This window comes from Flavobacterium phycosphaerae, from assembly GCF_010119235.1.
GTDB classification, from domain to species: domain Bacteria; phylum Bacteroidota; class Bacteroidia; order Flavobacteriales; family Flavobacteriaceae; genus Flavobacterium; species Flavobacterium phycosphaerae.
The window spans coordinates 1-22746 of record NZ_JAAATZ010000001.1; the positions used below are offsets into that span (position 1 = coordinate 1).

The 22746-nt window shown below is 30.3% G+C and carries 27 protein-coding genes and 3 pseudogenes; 16 read left to right on the forward strand and 14 right to left on the reverse strand.

Annotated elements, in window-relative coordinates:
* Nucleotides 1–88 precede the first annotated feature (88 nt).
* From GUU89_RS15370 to GUU89_RS00055, 14 genes and pseudogenes are all read left to right on the forward strand, one after another.
* A pseudogene (locus GUU89_RS15370) lies at nucleotides 89–241 on the forward strand (excisionase family DNA-binding protein); the annotation flags it as partial.
* 984 nt (nucleotides 242–1225) lie between these two features.
* A complete protein-coding gene (locus tag GUU89_RS00010; protein ID WP_162126032.1) occupies nucleotides 1226–1483 on the forward strand; it encodes a hypothetical protein in 258 nt (85 codons plus the stop codon).
* A gap of 135 nt (nucleotides 1484–1618) precedes the next feature.
* Nucleotides 1619–1750, forward strand: a complete 132-nt coding sequence (locus GUU89_RS15110) for a hypothetical protein (RefSeq protein ID WP_262886102.1) — start codon at nucleotides 1619–1621, stop codon at nucleotides 1748–1750.
* Between the two features lie 20 nt (nucleotides 1751–1770).
* Entirely contained in the window at nucleotides 1771–2055 is a 285-nt protein-coding gene (locus GUU89_RS00015) for a hypothetical protein (RefSeq protein WP_162126033.1), read from the forward strand.
* A 246-nt stretch (nucleotides 2056–2301) separates the two neighbouring features.
* Nucleotides 2302–2502: a hypothetical protein gene (locus GUU89_RS00020; protein WP_162126034.1), complete on the forward strand. Its 201-nt coding sequence runs from the start codon at nucleotides 2302–2304 to the stop codon at nucleotides 2500–2502.
* A 6-nt stretch (nucleotides 2503–2508) separates the two neighbouring features.
* On the forward strand, nucleotides 2509–2778 hold the full coding sequence (locus tag GUU89_RS00025) for a hypothetical protein (protein ID WP_162126035.1): 270 nt from the start codon (nucleotides 2509–2511) through the stop codon (nucleotides 2776–2778).
* 386 nt (nucleotides 2779–3164) lie between these two features.
* Nucleotides 3165–3614, forward strand: coding sequence for a hypothetical protein (locus GUU89_RS00030; protein WP_162126036.1), 450 nt, complete (start codon nucleotides 3165–3167; stop codon nucleotides 3612–3614).
* A 948-nt stretch (nucleotides 3615–4562) separates the two neighbouring features.
* Nucleotides 4563–4781 carry a hypothetical protein gene (locus GUU89_RS00035; protein WP_162126037.1) on the forward strand — a complete coding sequence of 73 codons (219 nt, stop codon included), beginning with the start codon at nucleotides 4563–4565 and terminating at the stop codon, nucleotides 4779–4781.
* 432 nt (nucleotides 4782–5213) lie between these two features.
* Nucleotides 5214–5315 (forward strand): annotated as a pseudogene (locus GUU89_RS15375) (AAA family ATPase); the annotation flags it as partial.
* A gap of 221 nt (nucleotides 5316–5536) precedes the next feature.
* Complete coding sequence (locus GUU89_RS00045; protein WP_162126038.1) at nucleotides 5537–5779, forward strand: TOPRIM nucleotidyl transferase/hydrolase domain-containing protein; 243 nt, start codon at nucleotides 5537–5539, stop codon at nucleotides 5777–5779.
* A 511-nt stretch (nucleotides 5780–6290) separates the two neighbouring features.
* Complete coding sequence (locus GUU89_RS15380) at nucleotides 6291–6578, forward strand: AAA family ATPase (RefSeq protein ID WP_394350891.1); 288 nt, start codon at nucleotides 6291–6293, stop codon at nucleotides 6576–6578.
* Nucleotides 6579–6649: 71 nt separating this feature from the next.
* Nucleotides 6650–6850, forward strand: a complete 201-nt coding sequence (locus GUU89_RS15385; protein WP_394350919.1) for a UvrD-helicase domain-containing protein — start codon at nucleotides 6650–6652, stop codon at nucleotides 6848–6850.
* An 830-nt stretch (nucleotides 6851–7680) separates the two neighbouring features.
* Entirely contained in the window at nucleotides 7681–7854 is a 174-nt protein-coding gene (locus tag GUU89_RS14740) for a hypothetical protein (RefSeq protein ID WP_202924426.1), read from the forward strand.
* A 371-nt stretch (nucleotides 7855–8225) separates the two neighbouring features.
* Nucleotides 8226–8540, forward strand: coding sequence for a GNAT family N-acetyltransferase (locus tag GUU89_RS00055; protein WP_162126039.1), 315 nt, complete (start codon nucleotides 8226–8228; stop codon nucleotides 8538–8540).
* A 198-nt stretch (nucleotides 8541–8738) separates the two neighbouring features.
* Here GUU89_RS00055 and GUU89_RS00060 read toward each other — a convergent pair whose 3' ends face one another.
* From GUU89_RS00060 to GUU89_RS00120, 14 genes are all read right to left on the reverse strand, one after another.
* Nucleotides 8739–9014 (reverse strand): hypothetical protein, encoded by a 276-nt coding sequence (locus GUU89_RS00060; protein ID WP_162126040.1) that lies wholly within the window; start codon nucleotides 9012–9014, stop codon nucleotides 8739–8741.
* A gap of 118 nt (nucleotides 9015–9132) precedes the next feature.
* Nucleotides 9133–10089: a hypothetical protein gene (locus tag GUU89_RS00065; protein ID WP_162126041.1), complete on the reverse strand. Its 957-nt coding sequence runs from the start codon at nucleotides 10087–10089 to the stop codon at nucleotides 9133–9135.
* A gap of 18 nt (nucleotides 10090–10107) precedes the next feature.
* On the reverse strand, nucleotides 10108–10449 hold the full coding sequence (locus GUU89_RS00070; RefSeq protein ID WP_162126042.1) for a hypothetical protein: 342 nt from the start codon (nucleotides 10447–10449) through the stop codon (nucleotides 10108–10110).
* Between the two features lie 666 nt (nucleotides 10450–11115).
* Nucleotides 11116–11772: a hypothetical protein gene (locus GUU89_RS00075; protein ID WP_162126043.1), complete on the reverse strand. Its 657-nt coding sequence runs from the start codon at nucleotides 11770–11772 to the stop codon at nucleotides 11116–11118.
* Nucleotides 11772–13340 (reverse strand): type II secretion system protein GspD, encoded by a 1569-nt coding sequence (locus GUU89_RS00080; RefSeq protein WP_235921901.1) that lies wholly within the window; start codon nucleotides 13338–13340, stop codon nucleotides 11772–11774. Before GUU89_RS00080 ends, GUU89_RS00075 begins: the two co-directional genes overlap by 1 nt.
* Nucleotides 13341–13426: 86 nt before the next feature.
* Nucleotides 13427–13684 carry a hypothetical protein gene (locus tag GUU89_RS14865; RefSeq protein WP_235921903.1) on the reverse strand — a complete coding sequence of 86 codons (258 nt, stop codon included), beginning with the start codon at nucleotides 13682–13684 and terminating at the stop codon, nucleotides 13427–13429.
* Between the two features lie 118 nt (nucleotides 13685–13802).
* Nucleotides 13803–15089, reverse strand: a complete 1287-nt coding sequence (locus GUU89_RS00085) for a GspE/PulE family protein (protein ID WP_235921904.1) — start codon at nucleotides 15087–15089, stop codon at nucleotides 13803–13805.
* Nucleotides 15090–15577: 488 nt separating this feature from the next.
* Nucleotides 15578–16012 (reverse strand): type IV pilin protein, encoded by a 435-nt coding sequence (locus GUU89_RS00090; protein WP_162126044.1) that lies wholly within the window; start codon nucleotides 16010–16012, stop codon nucleotides 15578–15580.
* A gap of 138 nt (nucleotides 16013–16150) precedes the next feature.
* Complete coding sequence (locus tag GUU89_RS00095; protein WP_162126045.1) at nucleotides 16151–17272, reverse strand: type II secretion system F family protein; 1122 nt, start codon at nucleotides 17270–17272, stop codon at nucleotides 16151–16153.
* 1 nt (nucleotide 17273) lies between these two features.
* Nucleotides 17274–17762, reverse strand: a complete 489-nt coding sequence (locus GUU89_RS00100) for a hypothetical protein (protein WP_162126046.1) — start codon at nucleotides 17760–17762, stop codon at nucleotides 17274–17276.
* Entirely contained in the window at nucleotides 17752–18099 is a 348-nt protein-coding gene (locus tag GUU89_RS00105; protein ID WP_162126047.1) for a hypothetical protein, read from the reverse strand. The genes GUU89_RS00100 and GUU89_RS00105 overlap by 11 nt, the downstream gene beginning before the upstream one ends.
* Nucleotides 18074–18652: a hypothetical protein gene (locus GUU89_RS00110; RefSeq protein ID WP_162126048.1), complete on the reverse strand. Its 579-nt coding sequence runs from the start codon at nucleotides 18650–18652 to the stop codon at nucleotides 18074–18076. The genes GUU89_RS00105 and GUU89_RS00110 overlap by 26 nt, the downstream gene beginning before the upstream one ends.
* A gap of 68 nt (nucleotides 18653–18720) precedes the next feature.
* Nucleotides 18721–19284, reverse strand: coding sequence for a hypothetical protein (locus GUU89_RS00115; RefSeq protein WP_162126049.1), 564 nt, complete (start codon nucleotides 19282–19284; stop codon nucleotides 18721–18723).
* The gene (locus GUU89_RS00120; RefSeq protein ID WP_162126050.1) at nucleotides 19268–20044 is read right to left on the reverse strand and encodes a toxin-antitoxin system YwqK family antitoxin; all 777 of its coding nucleotides are present in this window, start codon (nucleotides 20042–20044) and stop codon (nucleotides 19268–19270) included. Before GUU89_RS00120 ends, GUU89_RS00115 begins: the two co-directional genes overlap by 17 nt.
* A gap of 197 nt (nucleotides 20045–20241) precedes the next feature.
* Here GUU89_RS00120 and GUU89_RS14745 point away from each other — a divergent pair.
* Both GUU89_RS14745 and GUU89_RS00130 read left to right on the forward strand, forming a co-directional pair.
* Nucleotides 20242–21162, forward strand: a pseudogene (locus GUU89_RS14745) (RHS repeat-associated core domain-containing protein); the annotation flags it as partial.
* A 400-nt stretch (nucleotides 21163–21562) separates the two neighbouring features.
* A complete protein-coding gene (locus tag GUU89_RS00130; RefSeq protein ID WP_162126051.1) occupies nucleotides 21563–22606 on the forward strand; it encodes a tyrosine-type recombinase/integrase in 1044 nt (347 codons plus the stop codon).
* Nucleotides 22607–22746: the final 140 nt, after the last annotated feature.

The window sequence follows — 22746 nt, forward strand, 5'->3', positions numbered from 1 at the left end:
TAACCTTGTACCGTTGTATTAAAATAAATACCAATGGAAAAATACTAGTAATTCTGAAAAATTCTTTAATCGCTTTGAAGCTGCAGGATATCTAAAAGTATCAACAAAGACCATTGACAGATTAATCCGGGACAATCGAATAAAAGCTTTTAAACTCGGAAAGCGTGTCCTTATATACTCCGATTCATTAACTGAGGAAAACATCAATGCGGTTAAGCCAAATTTTCAAAATACCCTATAAATTTTATTGAAATTAAGTTTAAAATGAACGATAATAAAAAACCCATAAAGTGTTTATATTCAGGCGAAGAGTTTATTCCTAAAAAATCTCTCAACGCTTTGCTAGTCCTCAAAACAGAATCAAATACAATAATGATAAGGCCAGTAAATTGAAACTTGAAAGAGCATTTATAGACCGACCACTCCATAAAAATAGAAATATACTTAAGGAACTTCTTGGGAAATAAAACAGAAACTATTGTTCACGAGGAGTTTTTAAAAGGCAGAGGATATAATTCAATTTAACGACCCACTTTGAGAAATGGGAAGGTAAACCAGCCCATGTGTATGAGTTTATAATCATAAAATTACCGAATCAACAATAAAAATTTTGAAAAATGATAGATATTAGAAATATTGAAATTGTGACACCGGATATTCAACGACAGTCCTTGATTGAAAGCAAAAACAGATTAAAAAACAGTTACTATTGTTATTCACAGCCTTAGTTCTATCAGCTGCTGTTTGCACCTACAATTACTTACACCAAGTGCAAAAAGATGAAAAATAAGATTTTCATTTTGATTATCTATCCAAATTAATACGGATTAATGTGTATCAATATGGATGGAATTTATTTTTATTTTTTATATGCGCTTTACATTTAATTGCAATGCAGTTTTATTTTTAATGAATCTATTGATAGTATCGTTTTTACATTGAAAATGTAATATATTTGAATTGAAATTTAAAAAAAACAATATAGAATAAAGAATATATAACATTGTAAATATCAATAGCGTAAGCTAATAGTCTTTCTCGCGAAACCGGCAAACTTCAGAAGAAATATAGATTATTAAGCAGTCGCTCTCGCAAGGCGTGGGCTTCTCTTATCTATATTTCGGGTGCTTGCCGGTACCAGCGGAGTTGGGTAATGAGTTTGTCCCACGCTGTTGGTTTTATCTAATCTCTAAAACTCTTGGGACAGGGTAAACCAACCGACAATATGAAAACTATTAAATTAGCATTATTTATTTTAGCTTTTATTCAATACAGTAGCTCAATCAAAAGAGATTTACTGGATGAGATTGAACGATATCAAAAGTCATTAGTTGAAAATAAACCCTACAACGCCGAAAGACCGCAGGTCTATGAAGCCATGAACGTTTCGGGCGCACAAGAATACCAAAAGTTTTACGTGAAAGTGAAAGCAGAGGATTTTGCGAATGGTATTCTGAAAGCGATACTTATAAAGAAACTTTGACATATGAAATCGTTAATGATAAACGACCATTTCGTGTAAACTTTACAATAAAAAAAGAGCATCGGGTGAAGAATCTAGATGGAACCTACTCACTTGGCAAACAAGCTATGACATGTCAAAAAATATACCTTTAAATTGCAATATGAAATTTATGTTGCCTTATTTGGACAAATAAAACTTCCTGATGATTTACAGGCAAAAATTGACAAATTCAATGAGTTGCAGACCAAAGACAGAAAAAGAATTCTTCAAGGAAGAGATTATTAAACCTTTTAACAATTCTATATATGGAAACTTTCACAGCGTATACACCTGAAGGTGTCAATCAATTTACTTTTGATTCATTGATAAAAGATAATACTTATCAATTTTTACATTTTGTTCCAATTAAAGGAAGCCCTAAAAAAGTTAGAATGGTTGTTTCATTATTTAATAAAGACAATGTTCTAATTGAAGAGCGAGATTTCCAATTAGAGATTGATAACTCGGGAAGAAAATACAATGAACATTTTATTGGGTTGTTGCAAAATGGGATGACACAAAAAAATGATATTTACTGGATTAGATTTTGAAGATAATCACTTTTTAGATAGCATTTGGGTGTTGTAATTGAAGAAGTCAGTTAATAAATTATGGGCATATTTTTAGTAGAAATTTATGTATCATCTCAAACACAATATTAAAGTGCATAACAAATCTAAATTTTGAGCAACGTTAAGAAAGAATACTTATGTAGTTATTTCAAATAAATGAAAGAAAATGTATATTAAATTGATTTTTTTACTAAACTTGAAATAGAATGATCAACTAATATAATTATGGGGATTTTTAACGATTATGTCAGTGCTATTGATGAATGTGCAATTCCTGAAATGCCTGTTAACCATATAGCTAATATAAAAAACATAGAAGGATTCCTTGCTAAAAATGGAATTTCCAATGATTACCTAATGAAAAATGTGAAGTTTTTTGGTGAACATTACTTATATTTTTCTATGGTAGGGCTGCCTTTAAGCTGAATAAACATGATGCATTTCCAATGTGTTTCGTTTTTAAAAAAACCTACTATACAACCAGTCAAGTCATTCCCATTTGATTCTGGTGCTTTTCACCATGACCGTATGGAAAAGTATTTTTTTAATACTAAATTAACGCTGGACGATTTTGATTTTAGTGGGAATAATGATTACATTTATAGGGTCATTAATCATTTTTTTGAGAACAATGCGGCTTACTATGATGAAAAGAACAAATCTGCTGTGCCTGATGGATTCCGGCAATCAAGGGCTATTTAGAGATGATTGCAGATGACCGTAATGACAAGTTAGATGGCCGAAAAAGTGCAATTGAGTTAATTTATGATTTTCCCTTTCATTTTAGTAATGGATTGGAATTAGTGATTCTGCCCGAGTTTGATTTAAAATTTTCTACTGGTAATTTACCTTCAATCAATTAAAACCATTTTACAAACACGCTATGGGTGTGACGTAAAAAGTTACTCTAACAGAATGACAGACCTGTAGAATCAAGTTATAAAGAAATTAAAAAAATTGTTAAAAGTCATATTAAAAATAACGGCGGATTATGACAAAGATGAAGTTTTACGGTTATTTAGATAATGAAGTCATTGCGAGTGGTTTTTTAATTCCGGTTTATATTGAAGCCGAGAAATTCTTCTTCCATGAGCTATCAAAAGATAACAAGCAAAATGGGCTTCCGTGAGTTTGACTCAAAATCTTATAATCGGGATTCAATTGTTAAATTAAACAAGCCATTACCCGCAAATATTGACGACGAAAGCTATATTGTGGTTAAATTCAATGATACAGTTCAATACGGTACTTTTTCAGAAATATTGGATTTAGTTTCTAGGAAGATTTTTGATGGCGAGATTAAAAGCAAAATTCTTAGTGATAATGCAGAGAAGATTTTTGGAAAATATTTTTTTAAAGAGAGCTACTTGAGGAAGCACTTTAAGTTTTTTTCAGCATTAAATATTAGAAAAAGAGCATTAAACGATTACCTATCAAAATACAGCGGCTCGCAGCTATTTAGAGTAGCCTCTGGAAACGATTCGAGGTTCGAAATTATTTTGAAAAGCATGTTATCCAAGCTAACAAAAGGGTATTGAGGGTACCTGCTAGTGTAGAAGTACTAATGGAAAACGATCATGATGTAATTTTTGCTAATCACGATCTTGGAATACGCTATAATCCGGATTTAGCAGGTATCGTATCAAAGCAATGACTTGGAATCGTAATCACGAAGGAATTCATCAAAATATTTGGAGAATCAAAAAGGAAGGTGAAAGGGCATATACTAATCTTTGTATTTATGGCACAGAAAATATAGGCATAGAAGTAGCGCGGTTGTCCAACAAAATCTATGAAACGTTTGCTGAAGCAAAATAAGCATTAAATAAATTACAAAGACTGATCTTGCAGTCTTTTTTTATTAGGTGTTATTGCCCCATTTAGTGTATTCTCGTGTTTTTGATTATATTTGTTTCTATCTACTTTCCTTACTAATTTTGCATCAAAAAGTTTGTAAAATTTAGTCGACTAATAAATTTATTCTTACTTTTGACCTGCCCCACCCCTACAAATACCACAAAAGTTTATTTGCAATTATCTATCAAAATATTCATTTGATTATTTTGATTGGCTTCATTATTTAACTCATGAAAAATTATGAAAATCAAAAAACTTTACATCAATAATTTTAGAATTCTAGAAAACTTCGTTATCGATTTAGAAGACGAATATCTCTGATTATCGGGAAAAATAATTCCGGGAAAACTTCTATCTTACAATTTTAGATAAATTTTTAAATCAGCCTGAAAGTAGTAGATTTAGTATCGAAGATTTTAATTTAAATTTTGTGACATCGATAACTAATTTAATTGAAGATTCATTAGAATTAAAAGAAGAAGATTTTGTTAAAAATTTTATGGAATTAAGTTAAGGATCCTTTTTTGAGTATTTTGACCATGATAATTTTAGCAAAGTTCAGAAATTGATGTTAGACCTAGATCCTGAAAATAATTTTATAGTTTTGGGGTTTGACTACTATTTAAATTATGAAACTACCTAAAAATAGAGACGATTATAAAGCTTTTAAAAATAGGGAGACAGGGAAAAAAAATCAAGCAGCATCTTCAAGTCCTCCCAAAAAATATATTGAAAAGACATTTAAAAATTTTATTAAATTAAATTTCAAGATTATTTACGAACAAAAAAAATCTATTTTCTACGATAAAAGTACTAATGAAATAATTGAAGATAATTTTATTTCATAGAGGATATAAAACTTTCCGATATTATAATTTCAAACACATTTCGGCACGAAGAGATGTAACGAATAAAGAAACTGACAAAACACTTTCACTGCAAACGTCGAAAATTTACGAAAAGAAAGAAACAGAAGAAAGTGAAAGAGAAAAATTGAGGAGTTTCAAGACACTATTATAAATACAGACGATGAATTGTCAAAAATTTATGAATCCTTCTTTGAAGATATTATTTCTAAATTAAAACACTCGGAGGTATAAAAGAAAATGATTCTGTTTTATCCGTATTATCTACTTTACAATCTAAAGAACTTTAAAAGGAAACACGACAGTATTTTATAAACATGATATTCATGATTTGCCGGAACAATTTAACGGTCTAGGTTATTTGAATTTAATAAGTATGATTTTTGAAATTGAAATAAAAAATATGAATTTCAAAAATCTTTATTAGAAGTCCCATCTGAAATAAATCTTCTGTTTATTGAGGAGCCTGAGGCACATACGCATCCACAAATGCAGTACGTTTTTATAAAAACATAAAAACTATCGTTGGTAACGCAATCGAAAAGCAAATAAAAAACACGGCAGGAACAAATAACGTGTTATCAAAAAGTTTACAATGTTTAATTAGTACACACTCTTCTCATATCGTAGCAGATAGTAATTTCGATGAAATTAAATATTTAAGAAAGATTGGATCAAAAATTGAATCCAGAAATCTTAAAGAACTCAAGTTTCTTTACAATAAAAAAATAGGCACTATGATTTTTAAAACATATTTAACTATCAGTAGAGCTGAAATATTTTTTGCGGACAAAGCTATATTAATTGAAGGAGATACTGAACGGATATTACTACCTACAATGATGAAGAAATTAGACATTCAAAATTCTGCATCAGATTTAATAGACAAAAAGATTCCTCTCTTATCACAAAACATATCAATAATAGAGGTTGGTGCTTTCTCTCAAATTTTGAATTATTTATTGATTTCATTGGAATAAAATCGCTAATCATCACTGATTTAGACGCGGTGCAAATGAAAACTGTACAAATAAAAATGGTAAGGACAGATTAGTTGCCGAAGCTTGTAGGGTTTCAATCGGGACCGATTTTTCAAATACTTCATTAAAATACTTCTTAAAAGGAAAGACGTTAGAAGATTTGAAAACATTACCCTTAGAAGAAAATGTTTAATAAAAGATAGTTCAGGATGGGTTCCAAATATAAATGGCATATTATGTATAGTATACCAACAGAATGTAATAGCTACTTTCCAAGGAGTTTCGAAGATTCCTTCTTTGCTATCACAAAAATCTAGATTTAGTAAAGAAAAAACTAGCCAGATTTAGAGGAATTAAAATCCAAGATATTTTGGCGATTCAAGTAAAGATGTATATGATTTAGCTAATGAGTGTATAGATAAAAAAACACACTTTGCGCTTGACATCATATATAATAGTAATGATGATTATTCAAACTGGATATTCCCCAATATATAGAAGAAGGTATATTATGGCTGAAGGAAAATTAATTAGAACTGAAATAGATGATATTATCGAACAGATTGATAGTAAAAATAATTTCCTTTTAAGTGGTGGAGCTGGTAGTGGCAAAACTTATACACTGGTGCAAACCATTAGATTGATCATTGGTAAATATCCTACCGAACGGGTTGCCTGTATCACTTCACTAATGCAGCAGTCAAAGAAATTGAGGAAAGAATTGACGATGACAACCTTGATGTTTCAACTATTCACGATTTTTTATGGGATTGTATTAAAAATTATCAATACGAACTAAAAAAAGCCCTAGTTGATTTAGCCAATAATGTTGATGTGAAGAAAATTAACATACTGAACCCCACAATCGAAATGTTTAATGAAAATGGGATCCAGTATAAGGAAAACGTAAGTTTGATAAATGGTATTATTTCACATGATGAGCTTTTGATAATAGCCGAACACCTTTTTGAAAATTATATTAAACTTAATGATATAATCAAGGATAAATTTAAATTCATACTTGTTGACGAATATCAAGATACGAATGAATTAGTAATTAAGATTTTTTAAAACATTTCAAAAAAAGTAAAAAGGTAAATATAGTTGGTTTTTTTGGCGACGCTATGCAATCCATTTATGATAATTCGATCGGTAGTTTGGATAGCTATAAAGGTAATTCAGGTGATTTGGTTAGAGAAATAAAAAAGAACAGAATCGTCGTAATCCATTAAAAGTAATAGACTTAGCTAATAAACTGAGAAATGATGGATTGGTACAAAAGGAATCTCAAGATTTAGATGCTCCAAATATGGATACTACTGGTAAGGTAAAACCCGGTGATATAAATTTATATATTCATCAGAATATAATTTGGAAAAAGTACGTCAATATCTCGATTGGGATTTTAATGATGCTGAAATACAAAGGAGTTAAATTTAACCCATAATTTAATAGCTAAACAAGCTCAATTTTCGGCATTGATGAGTATCTATAATGATGACCAGATTTTAGAATATAAAAATTTAATCAATTCTTTTTTAAAGGAACATCCCGAAATAATAGTTCTTGAAAGCGATACTTTCAGTGACGTTATAAAAAAACAGGAATAAATCCTTCTAACGGCAATATGTTGAATTTTATAACTTCAAATCAAGATTTATTTAATGAAGCCATAACTTATCCCTTCGAAGTTTTTAAGAAGATTTACTTGGATAGCGAGATACTGACCGATGATAAAAAACAAAAGAAGGAGAAGAGAGCAAAAAGGGTTCAAAACGCGACAATCTCTTAAAGCATTTATTTAAAATTCAAAATTGTATACGTTTATACAAAGACGGATTTTACAATGATTTTTAAAAACAACGAATTATAAAATTAACTCTATTAATGATAAAACTGTTTTGAAAAAGCAAATTGAAGATTTATCAAATATTGGTTCTAAGAGTATTGGAGAAATGATTGATTTGGCAGACACTTACAAAATTATTATAAAAGACCAACGATTAGATGAGTATATTGCTAAAAACAATATGTTTATAACAGGGTTTGTAAAGTTGGTTATACTGAATTTTTAAATCTTTTCAATTATTTAGAGGGCTATACCCCGTTCTCGACACAACATAAAACTAAAGGAAACGAATTTGATAATGTTTTAGTTATTCTAGATCGAGGAAATTGGAATAAATATAACTTCGAATATGTTTTGATAATGGGAGTATTTATCAATCATTAATTGATGGCAAATCAAAGACAAAATCTAAACTAGAAAGTTATCCAAAAATTAAAGAAAGGACACAAAAATATTTTATGTATGCTGTACTAGAGCAAAAGAGAACTTAGCAGTTTTTTTTCATCTACCCTCCCCTGCAATCTTATCTACTGCTGAAAGCTGGTTTACAAAAGACAATTTAATTAATCTTGATTCAATTACTTAGACATCATCTTTATGACTACCAAAATCGCAAATCAAATAGCAGAACTTCTGAACAATCGAAATCAATTGACAGTACAATATACCGAAGAAAAAGCTTTAGCCAATAAAGACAATTATGTTTATATATTAGATTTCGAAAAAGTTATTGCTTGTGCAGAAAGCAAAAAAGTACAATGGTATCAATGGGAAGTTTCTCATGTTTCAGTAGCAAAAGATTTTGAAGGGAAAGGATTTGGAAATAAAATTCTTTTAGATGCAGAACGTAAGGCACGTGCTGGGAACGCAAGAATTTTACAATGCACTAATAAATTTTATAATTCCTATTGATTCAAATATAGTTAAACATTGTAATTTTATTCATCACTAACATTGGAACATTACCAACATTACCTTATTTCTTTTTTACCCGAAACCATTTTGATTCTTTATTATAATATACTTTAATAGAATCTTTGTTTAAGGCGGTTACTTTTAAGCCATCTTTATCCTGATTCAAATGCAGTTTCAAAAACTTGCCGTCTGAGCTTAAAAGGATTGTTCTTGTGCCTTATTATCTACAGATTTAATATATCCAAAATAACGAACATTCGGAAATAAAGTTTTAGAGGTCGCCTTTGACAGCTCTTTTTTTAGTTCTTTCTTAGAAGATACATTATTTGAATTTATGCGTGTTCTTTTAGCTACTCCTTTAGAGCTGCACAGAAATGGATCTCTTATAATCTTGTTCAATTCAAAAGTATCCTTTTTAAGTATTTTATTTTTAGCATCATAATTACTATTGGTAATAGTAGCAAAAGACAATGGCTCCTTTTTAACAAATATTGATTTACATATCTATAAATTACAGTTCCCCACAAGGATAACATCAATACTAATAAAACAACATTTAATTTCTTTTTCATCAACTAAAAAATGAGTTTTAATTTACTGTAAATTTAAAAGGCACATTATACAATCCTGTATTTCCGGCTAAATCCTTTGCTTTTACTCTCCAATAATAATCTCCGGCTGTTGAAAATGACTGTTGGAAACTCGTTGTTGCAGTATTCGATGACTGAAGAATTGAAGTAAAGTTTACATCGCTGGAAAATTCTATCGTATAGGATATGGCTGATTGAATGGCTCCAACATCTGCAGGGATGGTCCAGGTAAAGTTTATCGGTTCATTTATAGTTTGTGATGAATTAGCTGCTGGTAAAGCGTTTGCAGGAGTATTTGGAATACTTCTGTCTAAATAAAAATTTCTCGAAGAGAACATCGTGGCACTAGTACTGTTTACTCCTTTTATCTTCCATTTATATTGGGCATCATTAGCCAATATAGTACTGTTTAAGGTAAGAGATGTGACAGTTAAGTTAGATTGCTGATTAACTATAGACGCTGCATTGGTAACATTAATCAACTCAAAACTATAACTATCAGCAGCAGTTAAACTTTGCCAAGATAAAATTACGGCTGTATTATTAGTATAAAAATTATCGGATGGATTAGATAATATAATTTGCTGATTAGTTAAATCGTTAGTCTCATAAACCGCAAAATTATAGTTAAAAGTATAAGTAGAAGAATATGCAAAGTTTTCACCTCTAACACGCCATTGATAATTCCCTTGGGTCAAAGGAAAACTAAAATGATTTTGACTGACTAATGAATCTAAAACCATATTAGAATTGGTTGAGTAAACTTGTATTCTGTATTTGTCAGCGCCATCGAGTTCATTCCATTGAAAATCTACTACATTACTGTAAATAGATTGGCTGTTTTGCGGATATATAATTTGTACAACATCGTTAGTGATATCTTTCTCTATAATATCTTCACAAGAACACAAAGAAATCAAAGTCAGTACGATGATTATGCTATTTATTGCTTTCATAATTTTGGAATATTAGTTTTAAATGTAACATTTCTTTTTTAGTGTTTTTTTATCAGTATAAAAGGCAAGGCTTATTATTTTTGAATAGTCAAATTGTTTTTCAAATTTATAGGTCAAGTCCAATAACTGATTATAGCTTCCTGTTAAATCTATTTCATAAGTATAAACCTGATAATCATCGTATACAAAATTGTGAATGGGTTGTAAATTATTAATCGAAATTTCGGAGCCATTTTTCACTAAAAAATCAATGATTTCCTGTTGAATTTTTTCTTTTTCAACCCCTTCTTTACCAATCAGTTTATCTAACCCAGCCACTTGGTTGCTCAAAACTCTAATATTGGAAGTTTGATTATTCATTAGCGCTTTTTTATCTCTCAAAACATTATTTTCCGTATACAATAAAATCAAATTACTGAAAGATCTCTTGTAAGCAGTTATAGAAAGTATTATAAAAATACAATCAGAAATTTAAATTTGAGTTTATAGCTGTATTCATTAAACATCCTTGATAGTGATTTTTAATTCAAAATAAGATATGTTTTGTTTGTCTCTTTTAATAGATATTATCTCCAATTTTGCAACCATTTTTCATTTTTTAAAGAATCAATCCAATCATTAAAAGCAGTTTCATTAACAGTATTCCCTCTCAATAAAATGATTTTATAATCAAATTCAACCTTTTCGGTTTTTTTGATTTCTTTTTTAATGGGTACACTTCCAAATAAGAAAAATTGATGGCAGCCGGAATTGATTTTGACAATTCATAACAATAAAATGAGATAAACTTCTTCGAAGAAAAACCAGTTTCAGCAAGAATTTTAAGTTTTTTTTCCTTTTGAAGTTCTAAATCATTAATAACCATATATGACTTATTTGTAAAACTGTTTTCTAAATTTAAAGTTGCATTTTTATAAATGAAATATTGAGTTAAACCATAACTGGCAAGCAGTAAACAAAAAAAACCAACTAACATTACAACTCCCGATTTTTCAAAAACCTTTCTATAAATAACCTCCTCGTAATCTATCTGACCACTACTACTTTTTGAATAGTATTTTGATTGATATAAAAATTAATGGCAGCCCCATATAATGGAAGATGGAAATTAGTAATCGAGGCCGTTCCAATAGCATAATTTTCAGTTTTGTTATCTTCAACAGTTTTTGAAATAGCATTTAAAGTGTTATTATTAAATTCAAGTACTGTTTCATTGGATAAGAGTTTACCTTTATCAAGTAAATCATTAACCAAAACTGCAGTTAAACCACCAATATAAAAATCAATAATCTGGATTTCATTTTTATGAAAAAGACCAATCAATTCGTCTAATACAGTAGCTCTGCAAAAACTCAAAAATTGACTGTCTTGAGTATTATAACTGGTATAATGTATTGATTTATAATCTAAATTTTTTAACCATTCAGTATCAGCCTCATTTTTTAAGTCAATCTTTTTATTCAATATTCCTTTGCCATCCAACAAAAGAATCGACGGATTTCCGGTATCCAGTTTAGCTTTTAAGCTTTCAATATCAGAAAAAACCAAATTTTCAACAATATCTAACTGCGACTTGTTTTTCTTTACTTTCAAAAGAAAATAAGAATCACCTTCACCAGTCCTAAAGACTCCGATTAGATTAAGGGCCTTAAAATTTACTATTTTATGAAATAAAAAATTCATTAATAAACAACTGTCGGTTTAATAAAAATATGAAGTTTCGAAGTACTTTTTGCCTTTTTTCTGCTACTGAAAAACCATTTAATTATAGGTATTCTTGATATCAAGGGAACACCTGAACCTGAATTCTCTCTTTCCAATTCATCTAATCCACCTAGCAATATCATTTCATTATTTTTAACTCTCACCAAAGATTCAAATTTTTGTGTGGCCTTACCCGGCGGTGCTGTAGCCCCTGCTCTGGCTAGGAAAGAACTTTTTTCAACAACTATATTAAGAGTAACATTTTCGTCAGTAGAAACAAATGGTTTTATAGATAGACTTAAATTAGCATCAGTAGATTTCCAAGATCCTGACTGCAAAATATTATTATTTATCCCACTATTAATTAACTGATTAGTTTGCTCAAAATAGTAACTAGTTTCCCCAATTGCTAATTTGGCCTCGTGACCACTAATCGTGGCTATTTTCGGAGTTGACTCAATTTTAATAATAGAATTATTCTCAAGTGCTTGTAGATTCAAATAGAAAGCTTCAGTTACTTTTCCCAATTTAATTAATCCGAGTCCATTAAATGCATCTATCAAATTGTTCACTGAACCACCATTTAGATTAACATCAGTTGTAGGGAATAGAACTCCGCTGGTTTGTTTAATATTGCTTTTATCAATACCAGCCTTAATACCGGTTTGAATATCATATGATTTATTATACTGTACGATAATAACTTCTATTTGAACTAAGGGAACTACTTTATCAATTTGTTTAATATAGACACGCAATTCATCAATCAAAGACTTGGCACCAGAAACAACTAAACCATTCAATTCAACAAATTCCTTAATTTCCAATTTTTCAGTAAAAACTCTTGGCAATGAAGTCAAAACAGATTCAATAGAACGATTTTCAAGCTGAATGATTTCTGTTGCCCTTAGCCCTTCTGTTACCTGTTCCCCTATTAAGTAATAGTCATTCTGCTTTTTGAATGCATATTTTTTGCCTTTAAAAATATTTGCCAATAAATCATCGAAAGTTAGATTATCAACTTGCAATGATGTCTTTTCATTTTCAGGCTTATTATAGAAAAAATAATTGATTTTTAATTTTTCTGCAGCCTCTTCAATTAAATCGGTGGCATCAGCAACATTGGCTTTAACATCTAAAAATCCATTCTTATTAACATCCACCTGAAAAAATCCGGGAGCATCAGCGGCTAATTTTTGAGGTTTATTTTTAACGGTATTGTTTTTTTCCGTGGCAGTTGAAACTGAGTTCTGACTACTCCTTTCTAAAAGATAAAACCCATTATCGTCTTTAGTAGCAGTAAGACTATTTGATTTAGCCATCATCTCGATAACCTGATCAAAGGGACGGTTTAGAATGTAGGAGGATACTTTTTGAGTTTTAATGTCAGGGGCCATAATGATATTTTTCCCCGACTTGTCAATTATAGCCTGAACTACATTAGGCAAAGAATCATTCTCAAGTTTAACGGAAAGAAAATCATTTAAATTGTTATAGGTGACATCAATTATTTTGAGCTCTTTTTTAGGAATGACTTTAATCTCCATTCTCTTTTTGAAGATGATAATATTATTAACAAAATCAACATCAAGATCATATTTCTGAACCAAAAAAGTAAAAACATCCTTTACGGTTACATCGAAAAATTATTAACAACAGGTTGATTTAAATCTGTATCAACACTAACGTTCAACTGATGTTCTTGAGCTATCGAGTTGATAAAATCATATAATGTTAAACCGGAAACATCTGTTTTCATTACATCATTCAGTCCTTTTTTAATCTTCGAAAAATCTTCGAACTTCTTATTAATCTCCGTATAATCTTGTTGACCAAACGAAAGGTTAATAACAAAAAATCCAATAACAGTATATATAATTTTGTTTATCATTATCAAGCATTGATTAAAATTGAATAAATTTCCTCCAGTGCAGTTTCACCGCTTGAAAGTATATCAAAAGCCCTATCTGGTAGAGACTTATGATTAGCCTTATCACTGAATATAGTATTTACTTCATTATTTTTATGTGGTTTGCTGTTTTAAAATCTACGTTTAATATCTCGTATATTGCTTTTCTACCACTATAACCGGTATGATAACATTTATTACATCCAATAGCTTTATACAATTTATCAATTTTGTAAGGTATTTGAAAACTACTGGGAAAGTCTTCTGCAGTAAAGTCAATGGGTAGTTTACAATGGGAACAAAGTTTTCTGATTAAGCGTTGTGCTACTGAAATATTTAACGTTTCAGCAATTAAATATGGTGGTATACCCATATCAATTAATCTGGCAACAGTTCCTACTGCCGAATTGGTATGTATGGTAGATAAAACCAAGTGACCGGTTAACGAAGCTCTTATTGCCATCATAGCGGTCTCAGAATCCCTGATTTCTCCAAGCATAATGATGTCTGGGTCTTGACGAAGAAAAGATCGTAAAGTTGAAGCAAATGTTAATCCAATGTCTTCTTTAAGCTGAACCTGATTTATTCCTTTAAGAGTATACTCTATTGGATCTTCAACAGTAACTATATTGCGGACTGTATCATTTAATAATTTCAAAGTAGCATACAGAGTGGTAGTTTTACCTGAACCGGTTGGACCACTAATTAAAATGATTCCATTAGGCTTTTTAATAGCTTCAAGATAATAGTGCAACTCATCACCATCCAAACCTAGTGTATTCAAATCAATATTAGAAGCATCATTGCCTAACAAACGCATCACAATCTTTTCTCCAAAGAGTGTCGGTAAAATAGAAACCCTTATATCATAGGAATCATTGGTAATCCTACCATCTTGAGGCAATCTTTTCTCAGTAATATTAAGCTTTGCTTTAATTTTTACTTTATTGACTAACTCTAAATAATTTTCTTTATCTATTTTATAGCGTTCAATAAGCTGACCGTCAATCCTAAATCTGATTCTGGCATCCAACTCATATATTTCAAAATGAATATCACTACTTTTTAGTGACTTTGCTTCGTAAAGCAAATTTTCTAAAAAATCTCCTTTATCTATATTTAAAGATTGTGAAGCATTACTACCTCTATCTTTTCTGTAATATAACGAGAGTGCTTTTTCGATTTCATTACTTTCAAAAGGTAAAAAAAATACATCTTTTCCCAAAAGCAACTCCAACTCTTCTATAGAATCTTTAGTGTTATAAGTAGTATCTACAAAAAAAGTTATGCTGTTCTCATCAGCATTTTTAGGCACAATCTTATAATGATTAGCTAAATCACTCGAAATAATATGTTGATTTTCGGGAGTAATATTGATTTCTTGCATGGTCTTATATTATGGTCATTTTAGTATAATTAAGCAAAAAATCTTTTAGTAAAAATAACAGTAATAGCAAAGCTGAAAACCCAGCTAAGGGGATTGTTTTTTCTTTCATTCCTTTTTGAAACAATAGGTACAATACAATCGAAAAAATCATGGAGAGTATAAAAAAAAGAATGTAATTAAAATTTAAAAACAAGGGAGTAATACTAATGAAAAATAACAAATCTCCTAAACCGAAATAATGGGAAAAGGGGTTTAATAGCTTTCTGTTTTTTAAGCTCATATACAATACTAAAACTGCTATTATTACTATAAAAAACAACATATTGGTTATATATATAGAACTCATCAATCCGGATTTTTTATTAAATAGGAAAACAGAAAACAAAAAAATCAATACAGGCAATACTACATGTATCTTCCTGAACTTCAAATCCTGAAATAGCACTATAATTAAGCTCAATAGCAATCCTGTAATAATAAAATCCAATCTACTCCTTTGTTACTTCCGTTAATATTTTCTTATTGTCAATTTCCCATGTATTAAAGGCACCATCACTATCTAAATCAGAAACAGAAGTGGCTCTGGCCAAAAAAGAATCGTTGGTAGCATCTATAACCTCCACTTTATAAACAGCTTGTCCTCCTTGATCCACAGTCAACTCTTGTTCAAAACCTAACTCCTCAAGATTATTGCTGTATTTTGAATACCGGTAAAAATGGCTTTTTTCCAGCCCGTAAACTTGATTCAGCATAGCCTGAGCTTCTATGGCTTTAGCCTGACTGATAACCGCAGTTTGATTGGGTAAAACCATTAAAAGAATAATTCCAATTATGCACAGTACAATTAATATTTCAGTCATAGAGTAGGCTTTAACCATAGTTCCTTTAATTTTTTTAACCATTTTAATTCCTGACTTTTTCATCTTCTATTATAATTTAAGGATAAAATTTATTGCTTATTTAGCATCTGAATTCGCAATTCAGTGTTATTAATAATTTGACTTCTAATTAAAGGTTTTTTTTTAATTATACAAGGTATTTCCTAAATTAATACTATTCCTTTAATTTTTGATAATCTTACTTAAATCGAACATTGGAGCATACATCGATATCATTATAACTCCGACTATAACTCCAATAAAGATAATAATCATTGGCTCCAAAATCACACCAATCATTTTAGTTTGATGATTTATTTCTTCGTTGTATTGTTCTGTTAGTCTTTCAAACATAACATCTAATTGATTTACTTGCTCTGCTACCTCAATCATTGAAACCATTTTATTTTCGTATACGCTGTGTTTTTTCAGACTGTCACTTAAAGAAATCCCCTTGGTTACATCACCTTTAATGCTTTCGATTGATTTTTCAATAGGATAAAAACCTATCATTTTTGAAGTTAATGATAAGGAGGTAATTAACGACGTTTTAGACGTAGTTAATAAATTCATAGATTGGCAAAACCGGGAAATATATATTTTCTTGATTAAATCACCAAAATAAGGTATCCTCAAAACAATTTTTGAGGTAATGTCCCTATAAGAATCTTTTTCTTTGAAGAGATAATGAAAAACAACTAATCCAGTTATTAATAAAAATAAAAACAGAAATAATGCTCCTGAATGATTTGATATTTTGATAATCATTTGAGTGCTTTTGGGTAGCTCGCTTCCAAATTGTTTAAAAACAGAACTGAACATTGGCACTACTTTATTCAACATAAAATAGAGTACGGAAATAGTAACCAACATTACTATACAAGGATAGGTTAAGACTGAGATGACTTGGCGGCGCATTTGAATTTTTCTATTGAAAAATTTCTGCAATTCATTTAATACTTCTTCTAATTTTCGAGTTTCTTCACCAATTTGAATGCTGTAATATTCATATGGTGAAAATTGATTGGTACTGATCATAGCTTCACAAATGCTTTTACCCAAAACCACTTTTTCTTTAATATCAATAATGATGCTTTGCTCAAGTTTAGATTTGGCCTGGTGGCTTAAGATTTCCAGTGCTTTTTTAAAATCAACTCCTGATTTTAATAACATCCCCAATTCTCGATAAAACACTTCTTTCTTCTTGTCCGATAACTTTTTAGTACCGGTTAAAGATTTTAATTCAAAGTTAAATTCTGTTTTATTTGCCGAGATATTCTTATAGTTACTTAAATCAATACTCATCCTATTTATAGTTTTTCATTAATTCATTAGAATATACTTTTTTAAAAAACTTCAGATTCATCAGCTGTTGATTGACATTCAATTCCAAAGAAAGACGCTGAAAAACGATGCGGTTATTTTTGTTTTTAACTGTATCTATGATAAAATGTGTCAATGGAATTCTAAAAGTGTCTTGAAAACCATCTTTACTTCTTATGGTGTATTCATCAACACGCAGGTATTTTACATTAGCTCCCGCATAAGTATTAAAGACAATATTCTCATCATCCCTTGACATTTTCTCACTGTCAAAGATATCCTTATTTAAAGCATAAGTTAATCGGTTCATATCGGCAACAAATTGATTTTGATTCTTAAAATCGAGCATTCTTTCGGATAATATGCTAAAAACAATAAAAACCAAACCAATCACTATAGCCGTAATGACCATGCTAAATGCTGCCTCTAATACAGAAAAGGCTCTCGCTGTTGCAGTCAATTTATTTTTCATTTTGTTGCTGAACAAAAAAATCATTCTTAATAAACACTCCGGAACTGTCTTTATAGTTAATACTGAATTCCTGCAAATTACTGTTAACCCATTCCTGATGGATAACTAAATTATCATTTGACATTTTTTCAATCGTATCGGGATTAACCTGAACCATATAATATATTTCTGCCAACCTGTTCCTAGAACCGTAAAATTTAGGAGAAGTTTTAGGAGTAAATACCGCTGCATAAACCAATACTGCCACATAAAGACATATAGCAATAATGCATAAAGCAATTACTGATTCCAAAATAGAATTAGCCGATAGTCTACAATACTTTCTTAAATATGCCATACGGTTCATTCTTGTTTTTAAATAGTGGTATGGAGATAAAATAGTTAGGTCTTTTTGTAACATCTATTTCTCCATTTATAATGCAGTTCTCATAATTTCCCGAGGAAGTTCGGCTAAAAATTTTATTAGTATATACCGAACCGTAAACACTACCGTATACCATCAATTTTCCGGTACAGTAAACATCACCTACTATTTTTGTATCTTCTTTTAGTACTATACTGTTATCATCAATATTATTCAATCGTGTACCAAATAACACCACAGCGCCATAAATAGAACAGTTTTTATTAATCGTCATCTCACTCTTTTCATTGGAAGTATTATAAATAGCCATTACCGATGGATAATTAAGTATAACGTCATCTTCTATCACAATCTTTTTAGTGGCAATAGCCTGAATATTCCCCTTGAAACCTTTGCTTATTTTAATTATTGGAGCCTTTATAATTACATCTTCTAATACATCATTAGCACTAATGGTAATTGAATCTTTAGCATATAAAATAAAATTCCCTTTAATAATTACATTTTCAAGTAGCGGTGAGTTCAACTCCACCTCAATAGTCTTACTTAAAAAGGAATTAAAATAAATAGAGTCCCTACTCTTTTCTATATCTTTTAAAAAAAAGCCTGCCGATTTTTTTCTTCAAATACTTTTTTAAAATCAGGACTTATCTCCGGTAAAACACTGGTGGACAAACCTATCCTTCCTATGGACTTCAAATTGCTCTGAGCACTAGTAATGTATTTTTCATCAATAAATTTACTAGGCAATAGTTTATCTCCAATTAAAGTTACATTACCAGAATAAGACAAATCATTAGAAAAATTGCTCAAATATAAGGCTGTTGTATTGGTGGCATAATGCCCTACAAAATGAGCAGATGCAATGGTGTCATTTTTTAAAATGCTGCTTACAACAATTACATTAAGCAACCCATGTGATTTCATCTGGTAGTTGGAGACAATTCCGTTCTCTTTGTTAACCATTGTATTTTCTTCATCTCCTTGGGTAAGTGCATAGTTCAAAATTGATTCATTTTGAACATACATATCCTCTCTAGTGTTATAGAAGGTATTGAGCATTGTATATAAACTAGAAAAATACAATAAGGCTCCGCATAATATTGAAACCAGTAAACAAACATAAACAGCATAGAGTAAACTATTTGCCTTTACCATTTGACTTCTCCTTTTTAGAAAATAATCTCTTAAAGAAATTATCTTTTTTAGCTTTAGGCTCCGGATTATTATTTGAGGAATTCATTTTATTATTTCCTCTTGTATCGTTTTCTTTATTGGAAGTAGCTTTAGTTTTGTCGGCTTTTCGTTTTTCTTTCTCTAATTGCTTATCCTTTTTCTTTTCATCGCGCTTTATTTTTCTTTTAGCCTTATTTTCTTTTATTTTAGCTTCTCTGGCCAAATCCACTTGACTTGGTATTACTTTCTCGCCGTTATTAAAAGTAACGGTGTCTTTTGAAATAAAATTTATCCACACTCCCTGCTTTTTACCTCTACTGTAACGTCCTTTTTCGATCAATTCTCCTCTATCACTATAATGAAAATTCATTCCCTTTCTTCGACCATCATTCCAATACTGACTAGTAGCTAAGAATCCATTTGTATGCCAAGTTTTCCATAGACCAACTTTTAGCCCATTTTTGAATGTGCCTGATTCTGCTAACTGATTATTTAAATAAAATTTATCAAAAGTTTCATCAAGCAGTTCCCCAGCAATACCATTTTCTGAATTGTGAATAGCGCCGCCCTTAAACCAATAATAGACCCTGTCTGACATCACATCAGGCTTATTATCAGTTACATAAAACTCATATTTAAAATTACTATCCGTAATTCTTTTTTTAAGCCTAGGCTCTTGAAAAGAAAAAAATGATAAAACAACAACAGTCCCTATAACCAAATTTACAACTGAATCTCTCAAAATTCTATTATTTTAAAACTTATGCAATATAAGACTTTTAGGAAAAAAATAAAAATAAAGAAACGGGGCAATAAAATAATATTTACCTTTGAAAATAATACGATTTCTGTCCAAATAGCAACATAATTTGCTATTTTTAAAAGCGTCAAGTTCATTGTATTTATTGATAGTACAGCGAAAAAGATTACCCTCCTTTTGGAAGTCTAGTTCCTAAACGCCACGGTGGCATTGATGACTATCGTTATGGGTTCCAAGGACAGGAGAAAGATGATGAGATTAAGGGAGAAGGAAATTCTTTGAATTATGATTTTAGAATGCATGACCCGAGAATAGGGAGGTTTTTTGCGATTGATCCTTTAACTGCAAAATATCCTTGGAATAGTCCCTATGCATTTAGTGAAAATAGGGTTATTGATCGGGTTGAGCTAGAAGGTTTAGAAGCCGCTAAAGTTACAATAAGTGGAAGAGCAACATTTCTCATCGTATCAGTGGCTATTGGTGTTTCTGTTGTTGTAGCTCCTAATGGAATTTCGTTATTCGTAACTCCTGAAGGTGGAGTTGGTGCGGGGGTATCAATTGGCGCGGGATTGTCTGTTAGTTTATTTCCTAATGTTACAAACTCAGAACAATTAGGAGGCTGGGGAGTTAGTTTGGGAGGATCAGCAATGGGCAACGGTGGTGATTTAGAAATTTCATTACAACAAGACAAAAACGGGCATGTCAATGATACTAAAATGGGAGCTGGAGGTGCTATTCCAAAAGTAGGAGGTGGTGCCGGTATTGAGTTTCATGCTACCGTTGGCTATTCTTTTCTAATCGGAACTGTTACTTGGGAAGAACTAGGTGATACAATTGAAGATTGGGCAGAAGAAGCAGGTATTCCTGTTAAAGATTTAAAGAAAGCAATTGACGCTGCTAAAAATTACTACACTATGCAAGTTGAACAAGAAAAATCTAACTCAAATACTCCGGATAAAAAAGAAACTAAAAAAGTGGAAACTAATAAAGCCGAAAAGAAAAAGACGGAGACTAAAAAAACTGAAAATAAAAAAGCTGAGGCAAAAAAACCTGAAGCTAAAAAACCTGAAAAGAAAAAGACAGAAAAGAAAAAGTCGTAATAACTTAATTAAAAATTGAACATGAAAATATATGTATCTATTATAGTTATAATCTTTATCATTTCAATAGGAATAAATTTTTTTGTTAATCTTTTATACTTGGATTTAAACAGAAAAGGTTTAATTATCACTTACAAGAGAGTTTCTTTAAAAATTTTAAATTCAGGTTTACAAAATGTGATTAATGTTGAGGACAAAAAATCTATTTTAAAATGTAAAAAATATTATGTGCTATACTTAACATTATTTTATATTAATCTATTTTTAATATTTATTCTGATTATATATGATTTAACGTTTTAAAAAGGTGTTTACATCACTTAAAAATAGACCTACAAGAAAGACTATTCGTTAAGAATAGTTTTTCTTTGTTTTTTTATTCTATTATAAAAAATGAAAAATGAAAACCCCCAAGCCATTAATTCCTTTATTCAAACAGTTTATTAAAGAATCCGAATCGGGCAAACGATTAAAAAAGAATGGGGAACGCATAGCCAAAAGCTCCATAGATAATTATATATATGTACTTAAAAATCTCATATTATTTTCAGAAGAAACCAACACAGAACTCAGAGTTTGCGATATCTTAAAACTCACAAAGAAAGAATTGCTTTCTGAAAAAAATTATTGGAAAAAATTTTACAAGAACTTTACGGACTTTCTATATAAAAAGGGGTGTTTTGACAACTACGTTGGGGCAACTATCAAAGTGATACGGGTATTTTTTAATTACTTAAAACTGGAGAAAGATATTTATGCCGGTGACTTTCATAAACAATTTTATGTCAGGAAAGAAGAAATTGACATCCTAGTATTATCTCCCGAGCAATTAAAATTTCTAATTCACGATAAGGAATTTGAAACCAAATTAACACCAAGCCTAAAAAGAGTGAAAGATATATTTGTTTTTGGATGTACCACGGGTTTACGTTATTCAGATATTTTTTTACTCACCAATAAAAATTTTGAGCAATCAGGCGATGATTGGTATTTAAAATTAAAATCAAAAAAAACCAAAACGAGTAGTTCAATCAAACTGGCTAACTATGCTATTTTAATTTTTCAAAAATACCAGTCCAAAAATAGTAAGACGGCACTTTTTGCACCAATAACACTTTTCAATTTTAACAAAAGCCTAAAGCGTATAGGTGAATTAGCCGAGTTTACAGCTCCAATAGAAATATCCCGTGAGAAACAAGGGATAACCAAACGAATAGCAAGTAGCAAAGAAAGCAAGGACCGTTTTTGTGATAAAATGAGTTCGCATATGATGCGAAGAACCGCCATTACTACACTACTAATTCTTGGTATGCCTGAACACTTAGTACGTAAAATTAGTGGGCATAGTCATGCCAGCAGTTCCTTTAATCGCTATGTTCACTATGCCCAAGTATATATTGATAAGGAGATAGAAAAAGTGCATAGTAAGCTGGAGAGATATTAGATTACTGTAAGTAATAATTATATGTAAATGATTATCGAGTAGTTTAAGCTAAAAATTTTGTACTATAAGTCCCCTCAGATTTCCAGCATTTATAGTTGTGAGTGTTTTTAACAAGCAAAGATGAAAAATAATCGACAACT